We start from the raw sequence: 21966 nt of genomic DNA, 5'->3' as shown, positions 1-21966 counted from the left end.
TTTTAAGACACTACAATTGGCAAAATGGTCAATACGAATTATCAGGAAGATAAGGCTTATGTGTATAAGATATTGGAATTACTTTATGAAAATTTTCACAAAGTTAGATTTGTAGACGATTTAAGTGAAAGTGTAATTGGTAAAGGAAAATGGGCTGTTTTAATTTCTCAAAAGTTTGCAATGGCAGATAAAAGATTTCCTATTCCACAAGTACCTTTTCACTTAAAATATGATGGTAAAGATAACATATTCATAAAGTCTAAGCACTCATATTTTATGCTCATTGGATTTTTTCAAGAGTAAGATGATGAGATATGTGTCTTTTTGAATTTTAAGAATGAAGAGTATAGGGAAATATACAAGGAACTCGTAAAAAATTAGACATTAGTATAAATTTTGATGGCATTTTAGATCCATTTGGTAATTTCTAGATAAGGTGAAAAAGTGAAATTGAAGCGGCTTAATTGTCACTTCTTTTTCAATTGAGTGCGAACTATGCATTACACAACTCATGAACTATTTGGAATAGTATCAGGGCTAAGTATTATTTTGTTCACCTGTACATCATTCAACTCTAGAACGATTCAGAATAGTGCCAGAGTTGTTTGATGCACAGGTAGACAATTGTTAAGCCTTTTGTAAGATCGCCGCAAACCACTCTGGATTGTACCTAACCTTAATTTTTTCTCTAGTTCTATTTTCGCTTCCCTCTCTTTACTTACCAGCATTTTAGAAAAGGAGCATTAGTTCCTTTAAAATCACACTAAAGACTTCACATATAAATGTAACAGAATAGATTTTCAATATGTACATTCCGTTTTTGGTTTGATGTATAGGAAGCAAAGCAATAAAACAAAAAACAATTCACTTTTCATTCTAATGTATCTGTGAGTAAAAATTTCTTGTATAATCATTTTAGCGCACCTAAGCACCAAACTTTCATGATTGTATAAACCTAACGTAAATATTAGAATATTCATGATAGGTTTTCATACAGGTACCCCTCACTAATTTACAACGCATATAAATTCGCGGCTGACCGAATTAACATAAGGCTCCAACTACTTCAATCAGCCTTATTTCTGTATTTTGAAATACAAATCGCAAATTCTGCCCTTGTTTGTATTTTAAAAAAGAGCAATTATGAAATTGACCCATCTATCAAGATATTTAAAAATATAATCTACACAGATTTTCATATTTTGAGTACGTGCATCAACGTCAAATTCATTGAGATTATCTTCTTTCTTTCTACTTTCTTTCTTTCTTTCTTTCTTTCTTTCTTTCTGCGTGCGATATATTCTTCAATGCTTAACATTTGGCCATCTCAATATTCAATCAAATTTCGAATTCCTTAGTATAACTAACCGTTGGTCCCATACCGGTTCTATCAATATAATTACCTTTTAAATTCTCATATTCAATTCCTGATTTTAATAAAAATTCTTTATTTTGCACCGTAGGAATAGCGAGAGAAATATCTACTTTATACTTTCCTTTATTGAACCCAATGTCTTCTTTTCCAAGTCTTCCAAAATCAAATCGTCCATTTTCCACTAACGACTTATTCTGTGCCAATAGTAAATCATTAGAATTTCTCAAAGAAATCATCAGTGAAGCCTTATCAAAGAGATTAGTCGTTCCCCTTATATTCATTGTATTGTCACTGTTCCGGGAAATATCAAGGTTAAAAGTAACATCTAAGCCATCCGGATTTAGTGGTATTGTTTGTTTATATTGGTATTCCCTAATTTTTATTTTTTCAGTATCAATTTCATTGTACTCCTCATCTGAAAGATCAATGGCCTTTTTCCAATATATTGCTTGATCCTTTATTGTATCGAAATGTAACTTAGCATCCCTAAAACAATTTGAAATCTGGTATCTTTTAGCACGAGAATTTAATTCTTCCTTTTTCAGCCACAAGATCACATTATCCAAATGCAAAGCTACTCCTTGAAAATTGTTCAAGTATTTATTAAATTCATCATTTCTTGAATGCCCACAATCACCAAACTTTAGAAAAAGCTTAGTAATCACACTTGCATTATCAAAAGCATATTCTTCTAATTCCTTCATATCTCCGCTTTCAAAGGCGCTTAACATATATTTATAATGGGGTTCAAATTCTTCAAATGCTTTCATGTTTAGAGTAAAAAGAATTTTATCGTCTATAAAGGCATACTCATCATAATAATCAGCCAGTGTACTGTAGGATTTTTCGAAGCGCCATATATAGCCTAATTCATCTGCTTCCCCAATAAGAAGTGGTTTGTAACTAGGATCTAATGATTCTCTAATCCATTGGCCTCTTATCATCCAGTTTTTCATAATATAGTCATCGCCATTCTTTGCAATATAAACCCATACAACATCGTTTTTCCTTCTGTATTGATCAATGATCTGAATTCCAATATTCTTTACCTCTTCTATTCGCAGAACTTTATTTAATACTGCTACAATAGAGCACCTTCTAGCACCTGCATGAGAAACATCTTGCACTTGAAAAATGTTATATGTACCATCCAGATCAAAATCTACTTTTCTATACTTCTCCTTTAGGTAATCGGCAACCGATGGGAACTCTGGATATATAGTAGTTTCGTTAATATTATATTTTTCATCAAGCACTTTCTTAATTGCTTGTTTATGTTCAAAAGGAATCCGTATTACCATTGTTGGTTCAATTGAATCAAGGGGCAGTATAGACTTTCTTATTTCCTTACCAATTGTTTCATTACCGCATATTGCAAAAGAACCTTTTTGGCAATATAATCTTTCATTAGATTTTTGAAGCTCAACAGAGTACTTTATAAATGTTGCTTCTGAAGCAAATTCTAATATTTCATCTTCTGTTATTTTTTCAGAATAGCATTCCAAATATGAACCTTTAATTAAATCTAGATTATATGATTCTAATGTTGCAAGAAGAGACAACAGTTTAATCCTTTTATCATTTAGACTACGCTCCGGTCGAACAAAAACATATACGTTACCATGTGATTCGTCATCAAAATTTTGTACAGCAAAGAAAAGCGCAATTAATGGATCAACTGTTAAATCTACAAGTCTTGTTGGAATTCCATAATGCTGCATTTTCGACAAGCGTTCAATAGGCAGGGGTAAATCAGCAAATTCTATAGATTTCATATTAATTGCTTCTTCGTAGATGAAGTTTTCATTAATTGTATATCCTACATTTCTAGAGACGCTTGATATAATACTTTTATAAACTTCTAATTGGCCTCTATAGAAGACATTATTGTAAATATCATACCTCGACAACTTTTTTAAATAATCATCAACAGTATTGATTTGCTCCATACTATTATTCACCTCTAGCTTTATATATTTTAATTCTCTGCACCATGATATTTTTCCTATTCTTAGCATTATTATAGAATACTTAGTGTTGAGTACCTGTCCACCACCAAACTAACATGATTGTTAACACAATAATCATGTTAGTTTCTCACACAGATACTCTCTACTACGATTTCTCCAAGCGCTCATTCGCCTAATTCAAATTTCGTTGCAAACCAAACGATCGGTTTTTGATGATTACACTATATAGTCCTCCATGCATTTGATATGTTTTATTGCTAATTGTGTATTATATCGGCTACAAATATAGGTATTTTACTGTCTGACGTACTTTCGTGGGGGATAATTACATTGGAAGTATACGGGAGACATATAACGTGTGAGGCATTGGTTATGATAATCGTCAAATTCGATGTTAAAACATGACTTTATTGAGCAAATCAGGTTCAAAGTGTTGTTTGCCTATTCATCATATAACTCATTTCACCAGTATTATTTATTTCCCCTTGATTTTCATATATAATAATTTCGCCTAGTTCTTCAGCTATTTCATCTAACCCCATAGTTATCTCTGTAACAAGTTGAGGTATCTCATGCAATGTATCTTCAACTATCTCTGCCAACTCCCCATTTTTTTGAATTATTTCCACTCTTTCTTTATTTATCTTTTCTTGAGCAAATTGTAATGCTTTTTCTAGGTCTTCTGGTTCGCCAGTGTGATATAGATAAGATGCTTGAGCAACTTAAAATATTTCAGGATTAAACAACGTAATTTCTTGAAGTGTAAGTTCAATAAATTCCACTTTTTGTTTAAGCATTAATAAATATTTTTGCATAGATGCCATATTTACCTAATCTCCAAAATCTTTTACTACCTCTGATATTAATTCTTCTACGCTACCCCAGAACTCAGTGAATTCGTCCCATTCTTTTTTTGATATAGTTCCTTGATAAATATCAAAAACCTTTTCTTCTTTCCCGTAACATGCTTCTATTCATGTAAATTAGTTTTTCACACAGGTACCTTTCACTAAGTTTTATAGATGTGGTACCAATCCCAATTGTTATTTTCTGTAGAATGAGTTTTGATATTAATGTAAGATAGTATTGAAGAAGGAGGTGTAAATATGACAGAAGTCATTATCAATTGCGACACTTGTGAAAGCCAATACTTTGGTGAACACTACGACTCTGAGATCAAGAGTGGTCAATACGGTAAATACAAAGAAGAAACGTATCAATCGCATTGCACTAATTGTGACAAACCAGTTTTCACTACTCGTAACGTTAAGTTATAAAAACAATTAAACCTTTTCCTTTTATTTCCTTAATCTAAACTATTAAAGCGCACCTGTACATCACACAACCCTGGTACTATTTAGAATCATTCCTAAGTTGTGTGATGCACAGGTGCTCAATAGTAAATTTGAAATTCGTTCTGAAAAAATTAACTTTCCATCAATTTATATAACCAGCTCTCCACTAGATCTCTAATTAACTTTTCAGCCTCTTCTAGCTGCATAGGCTTTGATGGTGGATCTTTTTTATCAGACTTGGGGACACCATGTCTTGATGCGTCTCCGCTTGAAGCTGGATGGTTTGCTGTTCTCTTAAAATTTGATCTCTTAGTGCTTGACAACCAACCTTCATTTACAATTTGTTGATCGCGATCTACTATTTCAAACACCTTGTAAAGAGTCGTCCATGTCGCAAAGTCTGGGTTGTTAATTAGACGGAAAACTTTATGCACATTTTCGTTTTTAACAGACAAATCGACCAACCTTTGCACTTTGCAAGCACCCTTTTCATTTAAAGGAACTCTGACTACTAATGATGTAAATATGTCATTAGACGTAAAGTTAACTGTCTCATGATCTCCAACTTGCTGAATAGAGATAACTTCATAATTTATAGTGTTGTTCAGATATGTTGCTAGCGCATTACATACTTCACTCAGCATTCTCATCGCGATTTTTTGAGCTTTCAACATATCAGTCTCCAAAATAGTTACTTCCATTTTTAATTTTTCAGAGTCATAATAAAAACACACGCCATTCAAAGATAGCTTTCCTTCAAAATTAATAATTGGGTCCATATCACAAACAACTTTATACTTTTCCAAATTTACCACTCCTTAAAATCCTAATTTAATGGTAATCCATTCTGAAGTTAAAAAAACCATCTAGTACAACATTACGGTCTTCAATCTTCCTGTTAGACTGACCTGCAAATAGGTTCATTTATTACATGTCAGTCATTTCTCTTTTTCGGAACTGACAGGCAGTGTGTTTGCTTGTTTTATTCTTTGTATAGAACGCTTTTAAATAGATGACCATTTGGTTGATGACAAATTTAAATGTCAAATGAAAGAGTATTGAAATATGGGTAATTTGGTGCTTTCTTTCATTAATATAATTTAACGACCTGGCTCATTACTTTTAGCCCAAGGAACTTTACGAACTCTCTCAGGCTGAAATTCGATATCCAACATCATATTATTATAATCACCTGTATAACCGCTTAGTGCTAAAACAACTAACTCGAAATAACACATTCCCATTCTCCATATATAATTAAACTGTTCGGAGTTTAACTCTTTCTTATTTCTTTCTGGGTGAACTATATCATTTCTAATAGTTGTAAAGAGATGCGGACCATGATCGTAATTATCGCCCATTTCTTGGAACGCTGGAATTCTTTCATAATCGGTCTCTATCTTCAGCTCTGTTAATAACCTTTCAATCTTATTTCCTGCTGACAATAAACCGTTGTATTCCTTTTTGTTTAATAGACTTTTGGTTTCCACAAGATACGCCCATGCTAAAGTTTCCAAACCTGCTTGTATACCAATAATTCTATTTTCAAGATAAGATGGACCAAACCCATCAAAATATTGCGACAATATTCTGGGAAGCTGTTTTTCCCAGTACTTATCTTCCAATAAAATCAATAAACAGCTTAAAACTTCTTCCAAAGATTCTCGAGACTTTTCAGGGTACCAATTAGAAATACTTTTCCAACTTGTTATAGTTGGAATCCTGTAGCAAATCATGCTAAACTCTTCAAAATCAGTATATATATGATTAATATCTACTCGTCGACCAGCGACGAATGAAAATATCCATGCAAGATTTTTTAGTATATTATCTACTTCATTTAAATCGAATGCTTTGCCATTTAACCGCTTTATCTGTCCAATATGAGTTATGCTATATCCGCCCTGCGCTTTAAGCTGACTAAATATAGATTTGTTTTCTGGTGATTTATCTAAAGTGATTAAATAATCTTTATACTTCAACTCTGTTCTTCCTATATATAGCATTTTCTCGTATTGATAAGCTCTATCAAAATTGTTAATGAAATTCAACACGGAAAAATTTAGTTCTTTGAATTTTACGGCAGTAGAAATTGATAATTCATATTGCAAGCTACCTTCTATTGTCGACTCACTTCTACCTTCTTTAAAACCAACATTTATATCTGTCAGATAGAACTCACCTTTAATACCTGTGGGTGTAGTCAATTCCCAACTCACATTTTTCAACAAGTCCAACATTCCGGCTTTTAATATTCTTGCCTTAAAACGTACTTCGGGATTTGGAGTGATCAGATAGTGGATTTCACCTTCCAACTCTACAAGAATTTCACCTGACTTAATTAAAAATTCACCTTCGTAAATTATGGTGTCAGATAACTTTTCTTTGATTAATTCAGGTACTGCAATAGTATCTGTTACTTCATTTGCCATTATTATCTCTCCTTATGTATTACCATTATTTTCAGCGTACCTGTTCACCACACAGTTTTAACGCTATTTAGAATATTACATAAGTCGTGCTATGCACATGTGCTCAACACTAATAGTTGCATATTAGAGTAGGCGTTGTAATTGCAGACCTAATTTCAACGGCATTTCATTTCCTGTCTACAATAGCAATTGAATAAGTATTTTCTACATATTGTTGTAGAGTTCATAACACTATTTGTGAATTCTCTCTGCATGTCTACTCCTACTTTTCATATAGAGCTTTTTCGCGAAAACCATACATCCATTAGCAATTATTATTATGAGTGATATGCTCCCCGGTTTTCTCTTTAACGTACTGAATAATGAAATACCCGAGGTCGAAATTCTTCTCGATAGTGGTTTTATTATTAATATTCTTAAGTTCTTTGGTTATTGGCCTGGCGGGTTTAGGCAGGTGCACTTGCTCAATGTCGTCAGGTACATGAGTAGACTTTAGACAAACCACCTTCAACTAATAAGCAATGCCCCGTCCCATACTAGTTAAGCTAACCCTAAAGTGAATTCACCTGTGCTAAAACATTCATGATTGTTAAACTATCATGTTTACTAAAACATTCTTGATAGCTTTTCACACAGTTACTCACCAATAAAATTGGCTTTTTTAGAATCTACTACCCATTACTTTTCCATATTCGAGTTAAATGTCTTAATTAGTATTTCTACATCTTCATTTGTAGCACATTTTCTCGTAGTGAATAATTCACAAACCTTCACAGTAAATTTATCGGTATGATTCATAATCTCAGCAATCACTAAATCCGCAGCTATCTCGTAAGTACGTTTTTCATAAGGCTTTTTTGCTTCACGATCATAAATTTTTTTTGTTAATTTCTTTTGTTTAATTTGTTGCACATGAACTAATTCATGCAGTAGAATACAACAAATCGTAACCTCAATAACTTTTTCAAAGACTTGAGTATTGTATATTCTAGAAAAGGAAGAATTGATATACCTAGTGATATTTTCTGTATAGAAAACAATTCTTTTGACTTTGTACAAGCTGAAATCTGGAATAGTACTCGCCAACTTATTTTCAATCACATAGCCTTCTTGATCTCTTGGACTTTTTTCTAGTTCAACAACATAACTCATGTCTTCAATATCCAAAACTCTCTTCATCTCCATATTAAATTCTTTTATTTCCTTACTATTTAAAACTCGATTTATTTCCTCAGAACTCGTGCATATAGGATGTAAAGCCATATTTAATTAATCTCCCTTGTATTTTTATACGGTGCGTAAGCACAGAAACTATGTCTATAGATGGTATCTATTATCACCGCTATATAAAGCATTACTACTTAATTCGTCTATGTACACTTTTACCAACAATTTAATTTTTCCAGAATTATAGATGTGTAACTTGGATATACTTTTTTCACCCATTATATTGTTTGATGACTTGCCTACGTTAATACAAATAATCATGCAAATAATTCTGTAACGATCCAACCACCGCCCTATGCTCCTCTATCTGCCCCTCCAACTCCCGCACTTCTTCCCCACTAAGCCGAAACCTCGAAGCATACTCCGCAATTTCTTTCATCTTATACAACCGCTTCTCGATCTCTTCCAATATCCGATCCTGCTGTTTAACCTGCTCCAGTTGTTCTTTCAACCGCTCAATTTCTTCTGAGTTATCCTTCATTTGTTACTCCTCCTTTACACTTACATGCCAGTATAATTAGCTATTAACCTTCCAATATTATATAATAAGAACAAACATTCTTATCTTATAGGAGGGCTCACTATGACGATTGGAACCTTGATGTACTCTACTCATTCACGATCTTACGGCTTTTTACTAGAAGATGGTAATGCTGCGAAGGAACAATACACCGCCAATTGTAAGAACAGTCATCTAAAAATAAATTCGCTATTCTCTTCCAATGAAAAATTAAACAGTCTGCTCTGCGCATTGCTGCTTGGCAGTGGACGTATTACGTCGTCTGCAACTAACCACAAATATTTCCGATTCACTTTCCAAACAAAACACAGTGAATGGGCCCATTCCTGCTATCAACAGTTACAATCCTGTGTACCAGACTTTCTTATTAAGAAGGAACAAACAACGGATGCACGCAGTAAATTCGGCTTTACAGAGCGCGTAGTAATTGAATCTGCACCTTGTGCTACTGCTGAAGCATTATACTGTGAGTGGTATCAAGATGGCTCTAAGGGCATGCCTCTGGAGTTTGTTGAACAATATATGACCGCTCAGACACTCGCGTGGTGGTACCAGGAATGCGGTCACTTGAAAGTGAAAGAAAACGGCACGTTGGAGAAACTGATTCTTTCCACCGAGCAATGGACCGAGGACGAGCTTCAGTTACTTCAATATGTAGTAAATAGTAAATTCAATTTCCTGTTTGCGATAGACGGTCAACGAAGACTTATTCTGTATGACCAACTGCAAATCAAGTATTTTCTAGGTATGGTTGCACCTTGGATCCACCCTGTGTTCTCCTATAAAATCAAGAATGTAGAAGTTCGCAAACCCGTTGCGAAGCGGACTACTATACGGCTTCCCAATCACATATCTATTCCCTCGCCTACAGAAGAAATCAATCAAATGATTCGGCAATACGCTTCCTCTGTTAAAGTAACAACCGAAAACTTTCAAAGATTCAACTACGCGAGACAAGAGAACAATGAATCCAAACGCTACCAAGTGAGTCTTACTGAAGAAAATCGAGATATTCTTTGTTCTGTCCAAGCCTCAACAGGTTTAACTTTAGGTGAGATTGTGCAAGAGTGTTTTCATCAACAGAACTGCTTTTCTCCGCGACCGCTGAATACATTGGATGATCTTTCTACTACACAGCAAAATATCATGCTGGGCTCGATTATCGGAGATGGTATGCTGACTCATAAAAAGTCCAAATACAAAGGTATACGAAGCAGTTATCATGAACACTTTTCAATCAAACAAAAAGAATATCGCGCTTGGAAAGTAATGAAATTGAAACCCTATTTAAGTTTCATTCCAAGAGGGGATCATATTATTTCAAAAACAGGAGACTTATGGAGCAGCCTAGAAGAAGTGATTTACAGTGAGAGCATAGAGGGGAAGAACAGGATTAAACAGCTGCCCCTCAGCATTCTGAACAAATTAGATGATTTGCACAGCTTGGCCACTATCTATATGGATGACGGGTCGCTGTTGCTGACTACCCGTGTAAATCATAATCATAAAAAGATTTACATCACTCCCCATATAGCACTTTATTTACAAAGTTTCACTTACAAAGAATTGCTGCTCTTACAAGGACAAATGAGAAAGTTAACCTCAGTCGAATTCCGCCTGACCAAACTACCAAGCGGTAACGGTTATTATATACGAACTAGCCGGACAGCCGATACATTACAATTCCTTCAAGACTTAGAACACATTGTAGTTACCTGCCCTTCAATGAGTTACAAAACCAACTGGCAGTATCGATTTTACTTAGAGAAACAAAAATGGCGTCAAGAGTATCCGAACTATCAGTTGATTGTCAGCGATAGAAAACGAATGCGCGCCTACACTGAAGATGAAATAAGCAATTTACGACATATGAAGCAATCCGGTAAAACAGATCAACAGATAGCAGATGAACTTGGCCGAAGTTACTGGTCGGTGGTCTATAAAATTAGTGAGCTACGATCGCAAAATTTAATGTAAATTTAAAAAGAGACTCCCTTTAGGAAGTCTCTTTTTATGAGCCGAAAGTTCTATTAACGTAGTAGTTGTAGAACGCCCTGCGGCTGTTGGTTGGCTTGCGGCGCCCCTAATTATTTCCAATTAGGTCTAGACTATATCTCCATCCTTGTACCTAAATACCTAGGATGCTGGGCACTTCGAACGTCAAATGACGCCCTACGGATTTCATCGTCATAGCGATTTGCCTTAGACGGTATATCCTAGTCGTTGAACCTTCTCCAGAGTTTCCTCACAGGAGCTTGGCTGCTGATTGTCCAATTCCACTTTTTTTCAACCGTTCACGTTTGCCGTTTCCAGCTGCGTTGTCGGAAAGTGGACTTCAGGAGGTTCCAGCAATTCACCCAGTTATGCGTCCTATCCGTTACCGAATAGGCGTCCCTGAACCGTTTACCGTAGGAGTTGTAATACTCCGTTCGGAAGCTGGTTCGATTGAGAAAGCATTGCTTGTGCTGCTTGAGTTAAGATGTTGTTCTTCGTAAAGTCCATCATCTCTTTCGCCATCGTGCGAACATTAGCTTTCACTAATGACTAGACTATATCTTCACCCTCCACTCTCGGTAGGGGCCGGGCACTTCGGATTCACAAGCTACTCCCTCTTGTGTTTCCTACGGATTTCATCACCATAGCTTGCGCCTTAGATGGTCTATCCTAGTCGTTGAACCTTCTCCACTCTTTCGAGACAGGAGCTTGGCTGCTGATTGCCCAATCTGTTCTTTTTTCAAGCCTTCACGCTTACCGTTTCCAGTTACGTTGTAGCAAGAACAGTTTCAGGGGTTTCCAGCAATTCACCCGGTCGTACTCTCTGACCGTTACCAGTCAGGACGACTGTGTCTGTCACTGCTTACGCAGCTAAGACATAATCCACGTCGCGGATACGTGATTCCGCCGCTGTTAAGTTTTCGGAAGATGTTCCGAGGTTGTTGATTGTGTGTTCTAGGCGGTTCTGGTTTGCACCTAGTTTAGAACGCTCTGCTGAAACAGTATCAATTGCCTTTTGAATTTGAGTTACAGCGTTGGCTGCGTTTTTAGCATTTGATACATCCAACGCTTTTTCGTTAGAAGCTGAATCAGTTCCGTTATTCACACCTTCTGTAGCTGTGAATCCTGCACCTGAACCAGTTAAACCAAGCGCAGCTGATCTCATATCGCTAATATCAACAGACATCGATTGGTTTTCATTCGCACCAATTTGTAATGATAATGATGCATCGTTTCCTGTAACTTTTGGAGCTGTCGCTGACTCTTGTCCACCATTTTGTGTTAACTGAATTTTACCTTCGTCAGTTACACTTGCAGTATACTTTGCAGCTAATGTTGCATCATCATTAATCGCTTTTGACAATGAAGCAGCATCTTTCCAGCCATCGGCCCCTAAACTATCATGTTTTAATACTTTGCCATCAATTGTAATGTCAGAGCTACCCACATTAAGTTCGTAAGTACCTGCAACCGCTGTTATTTCTTCAGTTACTGCATCTTTCCCCCCTGCAACAGTTGCTCCTGTTGTAGCTGTTGTTGAAGTACCAGTAACTTGTACCCCTGGAAGATCTTTGGCACCAAGAGCATCATTAATTGCAGTTTGTAGGTCATCTTTATCTACTAGTCCCGCAGCTGAAAAATCACCATTAATAGTAATTTTATTATCAGCGACAGTTACTGTCAAAGGAGTTGAAGCAGCACTAGTTCCAATTTCTATTTCATAACCGTTTAATTTTGAACCTGCTCCTGCGAACTCAATGTCAAAACCACCAACTGAAACTTGTGTTGCAACTGTTTCCGGCGCTATTGTTGCACCAGTTACACCAGCTTTAGTAGTTGTACTGCCCTCAGTACCTTTAGAACCATTCAACAGTTTTTGAGTATTAAATTCAGTAGTGTTACCAATACGGTTAACTTCTGAAGTTAAAGAATTAAGTTCTTTTTGAATTTCATCACGATCACCAGTTGTATTTGTATCGTTACCTGCTTGTACAGCTAATTCACGCATACGTTGAAGTATATCATGCGTTTCATTCAAAGAACCTTCAGCTGTTTGAATCAAAGAAATACCATCTTGAGAGTTCTTAGCTGCCATATCCAATCCACGAATCTGACCGCGCATTTTTTCGGAGATTGCCAGTCCAGCTGCGTCATCTCCAGCTTTGTTAATCTTTAAACCTGAAGACAATTTCTCAATATTGTTAGCTGCTGCTGCGTTGTTAGAACCTAGTTGGCGGTGCGTGTTCATCGCTGCCATGTTGTGATTGATAATCATGTTAATTTCCTCCTTGAGTGGTTGTTGGGTACACGTCCTTGTGTCCCTTATTTGTACTACGGTTTTGAGTGCCGGCCGGACGCTCTCTGCCGCTTACACTACTAATATCGGATAGTTGACTAGAGTGTTTAGTAGTTTATTAAAATCTTTTTTCTATTTATTTGAAATGTGGAAATGAAATGACTTGTACTGCCTTTAATGGTGAAGTAATTACTATTTACTTGTTATCCTTTAAGTTTTTATACCAGTCAATATCCAGCGATAATGACTCGGCATTCGTATCCTTAATAGACTGAATGAGCTCCCCCCGTACAATATCTACTGATTTAGGCGCTTCAATCCCCACCCGTACCGTATCGCCTTTTACTTCGAGAATCTTTACTTCTATATTATCTGCGATTTTAATCGTATCGCCTGCTTTACGTGAGAGTACTAACATATTATTCGCTCTTTCCGCTAGTTGTTTTTTCTTTCATTTCATCCAATTTCTTTTCATCAATTGGATGTTTGATAAGATAGCGCTTATCATTTAATACCATTTGTTTCGCTTTTCTGTTGTTTGTTTGGAACAGAAGAGGTGCTTGTAAGTTAATTGTCGATTCTTCGAAAGGTTCTTTTATGAAGACGATACCGAGTACCATTAATTCTTCTGGACTTTTCACTTTTAGTAAATCTATTGTTGGATCATCTATTTTGAAATCATACTCTTCTACAATTTTGTATGGATTCGCTACAACAAAAGCTACACCTGCTTCTTTCGTAGACTGTAGTACTTGAAATTCCTGATTCTCTCCAATTGGTAAGATGACGAATTCTTCTTCCTCTTCGAATCCGGGAAGTCCTTTCGGGAAGTGCCATGCTTTCGATAGATCTACTTCAATTTTACCGTGGAATTTTGTTGCGATTTCTTTAAGTGGTTGTGTCACTAGATTTCTCTCCTTTTCAACGTTTTACTGGTTTACTACTCAACGTACTTTTTATTACACTTTCCAATCAATCTCTATCGATCCGTACTGTTGCATTTCTACAGATACTTTCCCAGGTGTGTAATTGTGGATCGGCTTATTTATTTGTGCGTCGATTTTCGGCTTCTGCGGTGTCACATTAATATCTAGTGAACCTTCAGAAAAACTCATTTTGATTTTCGTACGGTCGCCTACAAATTTCACTTGCAGTTCGGCCATTGGTTTCTCCGTGTTCTGTTTGACGATATCTGCTATCGTTGAACCGTTTTCAATTTTCATGAGTTGCTGGCCTTCTTGCGCGCGACGAGCTGTGCCTTCTTGTACTTTTTGTAATCCATATTGAGCATTATCAGCCGTTCGGCGAAATACACTTTTCATATCGATATCTGCACGATTTTCTGTCGTGTCGAGTGATAGTTGCGGTCGGGTCGTCGACATTTCCAAAATGGCTGCTGGTTGTTCAATGCTCAGCGTGGCTTTAGGTTGTTGGATTTCTTGAACAGGTTTCGTCACTTGTAAATTTATTTTGGCGGGTGTCGTTTGGATTTGAAGTTGTGGAATGTTCACTTTTATCACTCCCTTACTTTCTTATATAAAAATAGCGGACACTTGCGTAGTGTCCGCCACATCTTTTAGCGTAGGAAATCCATTAAAGAAGGCTGCATAATTCTCGCGCCTACTGACAATGTGGCACGATGGATCGACTCTGCCGTAATCAGATCGGTAATCGTTTTCTCAAAGTTCACATCTTCGTTTTGAGAACGTTGTTTTTTTGCAGCACCTTCTTGCATCTCCAGACGATTTTTCATCAGTTCTGCACGGTTGGAACGGGCACCGATGTCTGCACGTTTAGACAATACAGTATCTAACTTGCTGTCAATAGAAGTGATTAAGCCACTGAAGCCTTCTCCTGTCGCAATCATCCCTTCAACTTCTCCAAACATATCATCAATCTCTTTAAACATCTTATTTACATCGGTACTGACTCGTAAGTTTATGCCGTCGAATACTTCTATTTCTACATTGGCGGAAAAAGATTTTCCATCTTCAAACTTACCCGTATCTTTATTAAAAAGTGGTTGATCGGTCATATTGCCACTAAATATATGTTTGTCGCCGACTTTGGTGTTAGCAAGGTCGCGTACGTGCTCACGAAGCTGATTCATTTCTGTTTCAATGGCTTTTCGTTCATTTTCACCCATCGTACCAGTATTTGCCGCATTCGTAGCCAATTCTTTCATTCGATGCAATACTTGTCCTACCCCGTCCAGCGCATCATCCGAACTATCCAACCAGTTATTCACTTCGCCCATATTCTTCTGGTATTGTTCTACTTTGTTCACTTGCATGCCGTAACCCATGCCTTTCATGACGACGACGGGATCATCGGACGGGCGATTGACTTTTTTGCCTGTATTCAATTGTTCTTGCAGTTTGCCCATATTATTATAGCTGCTCGATAAGTTGCGCAGCATGTTTTGCGATAGCATCGATTGTGTTACACGCATGAAAATTCCTCCTTCATTATCTGCCGACTGTGCCCATTCCGTTGATGATTTTGTCGAGTGTTTCGTCCATCACGGTGATCATGCGGGCAGATGCGTTGTACGCTTGCTGGAAGCGGATCATGTCAGTCATTTCTTCGTCGAGTGAGACCGAGCTGATGGAAGCGCGGCGATTTGATACCGCTAATAGTAAAACTCCTGAGCTTTCCGTCATGTTAAGTGCTTGTTGCCCTTCGACTCCGAGTTGCCCAATCGTTTGAGCGTAGTAGCTCTGCACGCTTGAACCGTCTAGTCCTGGTAACTTCGCAAAGAATACATCGCCTAGTTTTTTAGCGTTTTGACCGTTACCGACTTCCGCACCCGTTTTAGCATCCGAGGCTGCTAGCTTATTTGGATCTTTTCTAATTGCATCATTTACTGCGATGTTACTTGCAGAAAATTCGGTTGCGCCAGCTGGTAAAACAAAGAATGGCTCGCCTTTTACACCTGCTAAGTCGGTCCCTTCTTCATGAACTGCATTAAACGCTTTCGCAAACTCATTCGCCATTTTATCCAGTTTCGTCATCATCTCTGGGTATAGACCTTTTTCTTTTCCGTCTGAATCGATATATCCGTACGAATCCACAAGGGACTTCAATTCACCGCTTTTGACCATTTCGTTAACAGACAGCTTACCGTCAGCAGGATTCTGAATCGGTCCACCTGTAAACGTGAAGCCTGTCATTAAATTGGGAAACGGTTGATTCGGGTCATTGCCGTCTACAGTGAGTTCTGCGACTTGGTCTTTTTCTACTACGGTGATCGTTTTTCCTGGAACATTTGTTTTAATTTTAATTGTCACGGTACCTTCCGCAATAGCCGACGCACGTCCGCCTGATTTCTCATAGCTCGTTTCAATCGGTAGATAACTAGACAATTGATCTAGCAACCCGTCACGCGCGTCATAGAGATCGTTCGGCAAGTAGCCATTCGGTTCGACATTGGCGATTTGTTTGTTTAGTTCTCCAATTTGAGTTAGCAACGAGTTAATATCTTTTGCGCTAAAGTCAATTTCATCGCCTAGATTTCCTTTAACTTCAGAAATAGACTTGTAAATATAGTTAAACGAGTCAGCTACCGCCACCCCACGTTCCACAACCACCGCACGCGCCCCGCCGTTTTCCGGACTCGACGCAAGTGTCTGCAATGATTGCCAGAAGTCGCTCATCGATTGCTGTAAACCATACTCGGAAGGTTCGCCAATCGCGTCTTCCATTTGTGCAATCGCATTCGTACGTGATTCCCAGTATCCTAGTTTCGTTGATTCACTGCGAAATTGATGATCGACAAACGAATCACGAATCCGTTGAATGCTACCTGTTTCAACGCCTGTTCCAAGAAATCCTGGCATTGTGCCTGCGTTTATTCCGATCCCTGGAAAGCCGGATGTTGCTTGCATGTTGACGCGCTGGCGTGTGTAACCGGGTGTGTTGACGTTTCCAATATTATGCCCTGTCGTATAAAGAGCGGATTGCTGTGTGTACAATCCGCGTTTGCTAGTTTCTAGTCCCATGAATGTTGAGCGCATAGTGTGTCCTCCTTAAGCTTGGGAGTCGAATGAAGAGAGCTTGGTTTTCGCTCCGCTTTGTGACTGCCCTTGTACTTCGTTTTTCGAATAGTTGACGGTTTCCGGACGCGGACGGACCATGTCCAGCGATAGATTCACAAATTGAAGTGATTGATAAGTCAGTTGCTGATTGAGTTCATTCTGCTGTTTCAACTCATGAATCGCATGCAGGAGACGGTCCCTCGCCTCTGCTAACTGTTCTTTGTCCGGAGCGCTTGCTAGTTCGATTAATTGTGTCATAGTCGGTTCAGCAAGTACGGCACTTCCTTGTGCGGTTATATACTGCTTCACTTCCTGTACACGTTTTTGGTCCATTTGCACAATAGCTGCTAAGTGAGCTTGCTCCTCCTTCAACAGCTGGTCAATCCCGTCGACGTCGCCGCTTTTCAGCAATGCGGTCTTGTCGTTCGACAGACGGAGCAAGCTCATATGCAGTTTTTCTAGGTGATTGAGCGTTGTCAAAATTGGTTCAATGGACATGTGTAACCCTACTTTCATTATAGCTTATTGAAATATGACACCATTCTGGCAGCGAGTTTACCCGCATCTACTTGATATTCTCCAGATTGCACTTGCGCTTTCAATTCCTGTACTCGCTGTTGTCTGGCCGATTCAATCGGTGAAGTTGCGGATAACTTTTTCGCCTCTGATGAAATCTCCAGCTTATCCGTTTTCACTTGTGCTGTTTGCTTCATTTGATCCACTTTCATTTGCTGATTTCGGTACGGGTTGACGGCTTGTGGTTTAAATCCTTCTATTTTCATACGTCTCGCTCCTTTCACTTCTTGTGTTGGATTTAGGTACTACTCTTTACTTCGGCAGATTTCATGAAGTTTTTAGAGGCTTTTGTATGAAAAAACGAGCAGTACGAACTGCTCGTTTCGCATGTCATCCTCTACGGTCTTTTTGTGTGTAGTATGTGCCTTTTTCTTGCGCCTCAATCGCTTCACGGAGCTCTTGCGCCGCATCAAATGTCCGTAAGTCCGCTTGAATTTCATCGGTACATTTGGCACAGATCTTCCCTGACGATGTTAATGCGCCACATTTATCACATGGATAGCCAAGATTCGGGAACATTGCCGGTTGCAGTCTCCCTTTACGCACCCAGCGATGCAGTAATTCCTGTGTTACGCCGGTTACTTCTACAATCCGCTCGATAGTCGCTGCACGGTTCTCTCGTTTACGTAAAAATCGATAGACTGTTTCATACATTTCTTCTTCCGCTTGCGCACACGTGCCACATACGTCTCGAAGTCCTGTGTAATTAAACATACTGCCACATGTCGGACAATTTCTAACTTCCGCCATCTCTCTCACTTCTCTCTAATAGGTCTGAATAACGTCACAGCTTCCACTCGGTATACTCCGCGCTGTTTCAACGCTTCAGCTGCGTGACGCAATGTGGTGCCAGTCGTATAAATATCGTCAACAAGCACGTGCACTGCCTCATTATAGAGTATATCGGCCGTTACGTGGAATAGTTCAGTCATTGCGAGACGTTCACTGCGTGATTTTTCCCCCATTACCGATTCCGTTGTTTTTGTAAGTAGCGAGTGATACGAAATATTCGCGGCGTCCAGTAACGCATCCACTTGCGAAAACGTTCGTTTCTTTTTATTGATCGGATGCATCGGAATCGGTACGATGATCTTTTTGGAATCGTTCAGTACCCTACGTAATGGGGAGGCAAAAATTTGTGCGAGCGCGACGTCTTGCATGAACTTGAACTGATGCAAGTACTCTCTCGCTGCTTCATTATATGCATAGAGTGAATGAACAGAATCGAGAACATCGTCTTCTATGATTCTGTCGATACGTTTGAATTTTTCGAGACAAATTGGACAGGCGGACGTGTCTTGTTGAAGACCGAGGAAGTGTTGCCAAGTGGGCTGGTCATGTAGTGGTTTATCGCATAGTAAACACGTCATTGCGGCACCACGGTGTTGTTTAGCTTACGAATTTCTCGTTTCGCTTCGTCCATCGCATAGGTGATGCCTTGATGGAACAGTACGAAGTCACCTGACGTGTTCGGTACGGAGCGACCCACTCGCCCACCAATTTGGATGAGTGCGCCTTTATTGAAAATTGTTTGCTCCGCTCCGACAACCGCCACTTGCACGTTCGGAATGGTAATCCCCCGCTCGAGTATCGTCGTCGTCAGCAAGCCAGGAATTGCTTTTTGTCTAAGTAACTGTACCCGCTCTTTGCGATCTTCATGTTCCGCATGGACTGCACAAATTCGCTCATCGAGTTTCTGAAATAACGGTTCTGCGAGTTCCATCAGTTCAATTTGATGAAAGAAAATGAGAAACGGTTGCTGTTTAGTCAGACGTTCGGTTGTCCAGCGCAGTAATTTCGCCGGAATCCGTTTCTTTTTCAGCTGTTTCTCATAATTCCATAACGCCACGTTTCGCGGTACGGGTAACGGCTGCCCGTGATAACGCCGTGCCAGAACCGAAATATAGCCTTGCTTTTTATTCATCGCCAGCAACTGACTCGATGGCGTTGCCGTCACAAAATGAATCGGCGCGTTCGGTTTTGCTGCTTTCCTGACGGCTTGTTGTAACGTTTCGTCCGCTGTGTAAGGGAACGCATCGGCTTCATCCACGAAGACCGCATCGAACGCCTCGTGAAAACGGTAGAGCTGATGGGTCGTCGCAAGAATTAGCTGTGCGTCAAAATGTTCTACTTCTGCCCCGCCATATAACGCTTCTACTGTCGTATCCGGAAAAGCAGTCACTAACCGCGGCAATAGTTCTAAGATGACGTCCACGCGAGGCGCTGCTAGACAGACCCGCTTGCCTTCATTTAATACATAATGAATCGGCTGAAACAGCATTTCCGTCTTGCCCGATCCGCACACTGCGTAAAGTAAATGAGATACGCCCCGTTTCGTACTTTCAAGCAATTCACGCGTCGCTTTCTGCTGAGAAGGTGTCAAATTTCCTTGCCAGTTCATACGGTGATTCGTCGGGAAAGTCGGTGGTGTGCCTGTCCATGTGAGTAGTTGCGAACAACATGACACGCGCCCCATGTTGAGACAATTTCTACAATAGGCGCAAGGCGCTTCGCATTGAGCGCACGCGAATACAGTGAAACGCGTTTGATTTTCATTATGGCAACGCTGACACGTATAGTGCGTACCATGCCACGTCTTGTTCGTTGTGACGCCTGGTTCTATATTGATATCGCCTTGACGAATCGCTTCGTCAACGACTTCTTCCGAAAATGGCACAAGATGACGCAACCAAATGCGCCCTGCCAAGAATTGCTTGAGTTGGTGTCGTTCGGACATGCAGTTCCCCCTGTTCAGGTTCCGCGTCGTTTCACCCAACCAAGTCCCATAGCCCCTTCACCAAGATGCGTGCCGATCACCGGACCAAAGTGGCTGATCGTGAAATCGACGTTCGGATGTTTTTCTTCTAATAGTCTTTTCCATTCTACTGCGTCGTCATAGCGATTCGCGTGGATCACTGCCGCATCTAACAATTGGTTTTTCGCATCTTCCGACAGTAAATCCGAAATGCGCTTCATCGCTTTTCTAGCGGTACGGATTTTTTCAAACGGTACAATGACTTTGTCTTCGAAATGCAAGACGGGCTTCACTTGCAACAGTCCGCCAACTAGCGCTTGTGCACCGGATAAACGACCGCCACGTTGCAGATGCGATAAGTCGTCCACCATGAAATAGGCTTTGATGCCTTTTTGCATGTCTTTTAATTCTTCAATAATCGCATGCGGATGTACGCCTTCATTCGCAAGCTGTGCTGCACGGATCGCGTAAAAGCCTTGGGGATAGGCTGAAATTTCCGAATCAAACGCCAGCACTTCTAGTTCCGGTACGAGCTCGGCCGCCTGTATCGCACCCATATACGTTCCGCTAATGCCGCTCGATAAGTGAATCGTAATGACCGCATCGTAGTCTTTCGCGAGTTCGCTAAATAGCGCTTCGAAGTCACCGATCGCGGGTTGTGATGTCTTCGGTAACGGGCCTTTACCGCGCACCAGTTCATAGAATGCTTCCGTGGTAATATCGACATCTTCTTTGAATTCTTTGCCGTCGATAGTTACGAGTAACGGGATCGTGTAAATCCCAAGTTCTGCTTTTATGTCATCCGGCAAATACGCCGTCGTGTCTGTCACAATCGCTGTTTTCAATATGATCAACTCCTGTAACTTATTCTACCTGAAATCGGTGGAGTTGGCATCCATGAAGAAGAAATTGGAGCAGTAAGTCGGAATTAGTTTTCGTGGAGAGAGTCGCTGCCAGACACTTTGATTGAGTTCACGTTCAAGACCTAATTCAAGTGCAAACGTCAAGAGACGATGGCGGACTTGCAGACGGGGCTCGCGATTGAGCGTTTGATTGGTTTTATAGAGCGGTTAGCGTGGTGGATAGAGCGGTTACGGGGCTTGATAGAGCGGATAACACGCTGGATAGAGCGGTAACCGGGCTGCATAGAGCGGATAACACACATGATAGAGCGAAAAACAAGCTGCATAGAGCGGATCTCAGCCAACTATGAGCGCGGCCAAAGCGCGACCCGACCGCAGCCCGACCGCGACACCCAAGCCCAGCCCAACCACCAACCACCAACCCCCTCCTTATAACCAATGAACTCATCCAACAGCAGTAGTATACACAAGAAAAAAATCCTTCCGAGTCATAAAATGTACCCTTTGTAAAGGACAATTATAAAAAAAGCCTAAGCTGCTTGTTGAAGCTGTCGTCTGTATTCTGCAGGCGGCAGCTTTTTCAAGTTCCACTGCCCGCGATAATGGTTATAGTACGTCATATAAC

The 21966-nt window shown here is 39.6% G+C and carries 23 protein-coding genes; 3 read left to right on the top strand and 20 right to left on the bottom strand.

Features of this window, described 5'->3' with window-relative positions; all coding sequences use genetic code 11:
• Positions 1-60 precede the first annotated feature (60 nt).
• Complete coding sequence (locus tag CSV73_RS14525; protein WP_143560965.1) at positions 61-303, top strand: hypothetical protein; 243 nt, start codon at positions 61-63, stop codon at positions 301-303.
• A gap of 1035 nt (positions 304-1338) precedes the next feature.
• Here the strand turns inward: CSV73_RS14525 and CSV73_RS14520 are convergent.
• Together CSV73_RS14520 and CSV73_RS14515 are read right to left on the bottom strand one after the other, a co-directional pair.
• A complete protein-coding gene (locus CSV73_RS14520) occupies positions 1339-3324 on the bottom strand; it encodes an FRG domain-containing protein (protein WP_158232357.1) in 1986 nt (661 codons plus the stop codon).
• 446 nt (positions 3325-3770) lie between these two features.
• Positions 3771-3974 (bottom strand): hypothetical protein, encoded by a 204-nt coding sequence (locus CSV73_RS14515; protein WP_085132993.1) that lies wholly within the window; start codon positions 3972-3974, stop codon positions 3771-3773.
• A 477-nt stretch (positions 3975-4451) separates the two neighbouring features.
• On the opposite strand from CSV73_RS14515, the gene CSV73_RS16550 reads away from it, so the two are divergent.
• Positions 4452-4622, top strand: coding sequence for a hypothetical protein (locus CSV73_RS16550; protein WP_157111266.1), 171 nt, complete (start codon positions 4452-4454; stop codon positions 4620-4622).
• A gap of 149 nt (positions 4623-4771) precedes the next feature.
• Here the strand turns inward: CSV73_RS16550 and CSV73_RS14510 are convergent, their stop codons facing one another.
• The 4 genes from CSV73_RS14510 to CSV73_RS14495 form a co-directional block, all read right to left on the bottom strand.
• Entirely contained in the window at positions 4772-5446 is a 675-nt protein-coding gene (locus CSV73_RS14510; protein WP_085132992.1) for a hypothetical protein, read from the bottom strand.
• Positions 5447-5740: 294 nt separating this feature from the next.
• The gene (locus CSV73_RS14505; RefSeq protein WP_085132991.1) at positions 5741-7072 is read right to left on the bottom strand and encodes a YopA family protein; all 1332 of its coding nucleotides are present in this window, start codon (positions 7070-7072) and stop codon (positions 5741-5743) included.
• 678 nt (positions 7073-7750) lie between these two features.
• Positions 7751-8335, bottom strand: coding sequence for a hypothetical protein (locus tag CSV73_RS14500; protein ID WP_085132990.1), 585 nt, complete (start codon positions 8333-8335; stop codon positions 7751-7753).
• A 208-nt stretch (positions 8336-8543) separates the two neighbouring features.
• Complete coding sequence (locus tag CSV73_RS14495; RefSeq protein ID WP_085132989.1) at positions 8544-8780, bottom strand: hypothetical protein; 237 nt, start codon at positions 8778-8780, stop codon at positions 8544-8546.
• A 102-nt stretch (positions 8781-8882) separates the two neighbouring features.
• On the opposite strand from CSV73_RS14495, the gene CSV73_RS14490 reads away from it, so the two are divergent.
• Positions 8883-10796, top strand: a complete 1914-nt coding sequence (locus CSV73_RS14490) for a hypothetical protein (RefSeq protein ID WP_085132988.1) — start codon at positions 8883-8885, stop codon at positions 10794-10796.
• A gap of 426 nt (positions 10797-11222) precedes the next feature.
• On the opposite strand, the gene CSV73_RS14485 is transcribed toward CSV73_RS14490, so the two are convergent.
• The 14 genes from CSV73_RS14485 to CSV73_RS16990 form a co-directional block, all read right to left on the bottom strand.
• On the bottom strand, positions 11223-11321 hold the full coding sequence (locus CSV73_RS14485; protein WP_369802598.1) for a flagellin: 99 nt from the start codon (positions 11319-11321) through the stop codon (positions 11223-11225).
• Positions 11322-11676: 355 nt separating this feature from the next.
• A complete protein-coding gene (locus CSV73_RS16630; protein ID WP_085132986.1) occupies positions 11677-13089 on the bottom strand; it encodes a flagellin N-terminal helical domain-containing protein in 1413 nt (470 codons plus the stop codon).
• Positions 13090-13306: 217 nt separating this feature from the next.
• Entirely contained in the window at positions 13307-13528 is a 222-nt protein-coding gene (csrA, locus tag CSV73_RS14470; protein WP_085132985.1) for a carbon storage regulator CsrA, read from the bottom strand.
• Position 13529: 1 nt separating this feature from the next.
• Positions 13530-14015 (bottom strand): flagellar assembly protein FliW, encoded by a 486-nt coding sequence (fliW, locus tag CSV73_RS14465; RefSeq protein ID WP_085132984.1) that lies wholly within the window; start codon positions 14013-14015, stop codon positions 13530-13532.
• Between the two features lie 54 nt (positions 14016-14069).
• On the bottom strand, positions 14070-14621 hold the full coding sequence (locus CSV73_RS14460; protein ID WP_085132983.1) for a DUF6470 family protein: 552 nt from the start codon (positions 14619-14621) through the stop codon (positions 14070-14072).
• 65 nt (positions 14622-14686) lie between these two features.
• Positions 14687-15562: a flagellar hook-associated protein FlgL gene (flgL, locus tag CSV73_RS14455; RefSeq protein WP_085132982.1), complete on the bottom strand. Its 876-nt coding sequence runs from the start codon at positions 15560-15562 to the stop codon at positions 14687-14689.
• A gap of 16 nt (positions 15563-15578) precedes the next feature.
• Entirely contained in the window at positions 15579-17126 is a 1548-nt protein-coding gene (flgK, locus tag CSV73_RS14450; protein WP_085132981.1) for a flagellar hook-associated protein FlgK, read from the bottom strand.
• 12 nt (positions 17127-17138) lie between these two features.
• Positions 17139-17645, bottom strand: coding sequence for a flagellar protein FlgN (locus tag CSV73_RS14445; RefSeq protein WP_085132980.1), 507 nt, complete (start codon positions 17643-17645; stop codon positions 17139-17141).
• Between the two features lie 17 nt (positions 17646-17662).
• Positions 17663-17929, bottom strand: coding sequence for a flagellar biosynthesis anti-sigma factor FlgM (gene flgM / locus CSV73_RS14440; RefSeq protein ID WP_085132979.1), 267 nt, complete (start codon positions 17927-17929; stop codon positions 17663-17665).
• Between the two features lie 124 nt (positions 17930-18053).
• Positions 18054-18473 (bottom strand): TIGR03826 family flagellar region protein, encoded by a 420-nt coding sequence (locus CSV73_RS14435; protein ID WP_085132978.1) that lies wholly within the window; start codon positions 18471-18473, stop codon positions 18054-18056.
• 5 nt (positions 18474-18478) lie between these two features.
• Positions 18479-19093, bottom strand: coding sequence for a ComF family protein (locus CSV73_RS14430; RefSeq protein ID WP_085132977.1), 615 nt, complete (start codon positions 19091-19093; stop codon positions 18479-18481).
• Complete coding sequence (locus tag CSV73_RS14425) at positions 19090-20460, bottom strand: ATP-dependent helicase ComFA (RefSeq protein ID WP_198166022.1); 1371 nt, start codon at positions 20458-20460, stop codon at positions 19090-19092. The genes CSV73_RS14430 and CSV73_RS14425 overlap by 4 nt, the downstream gene beginning before the upstream one ends.
• 14 nt (positions 20461-20474) lie before the next feature.
• Complete coding sequence (locus tag CSV73_RS14420; protein WP_085132976.1) at positions 20475-21323, bottom strand: DegV family protein; 849 nt, start codon at positions 21321-21323, stop codon at positions 20475-20477.
• 548 nt (positions 21324-21871) lie between these two features.
• Positions 21872-21966 (bottom strand): IS3 family transposase (locus CSV73_RS16990; RefSeq protein ID WP_369802589.1); only part of this gene is annotated, 95 nt, incomplete at its 5' end.

This window comes from Sporosarcina sp. P1 (genome assembly GCF_002743155.1).
GTDB classification, from domain to species: Bacteria; Bacillota; Bacilli; order Bacillales_A; family Planococcaceae; genus Sporosarcina; species Sporosarcina ureae_B.
Note: the sequence above shows the minus strand (reverse complement) of the source record. Positions and strands in the feature narration are given on the sequence as shown.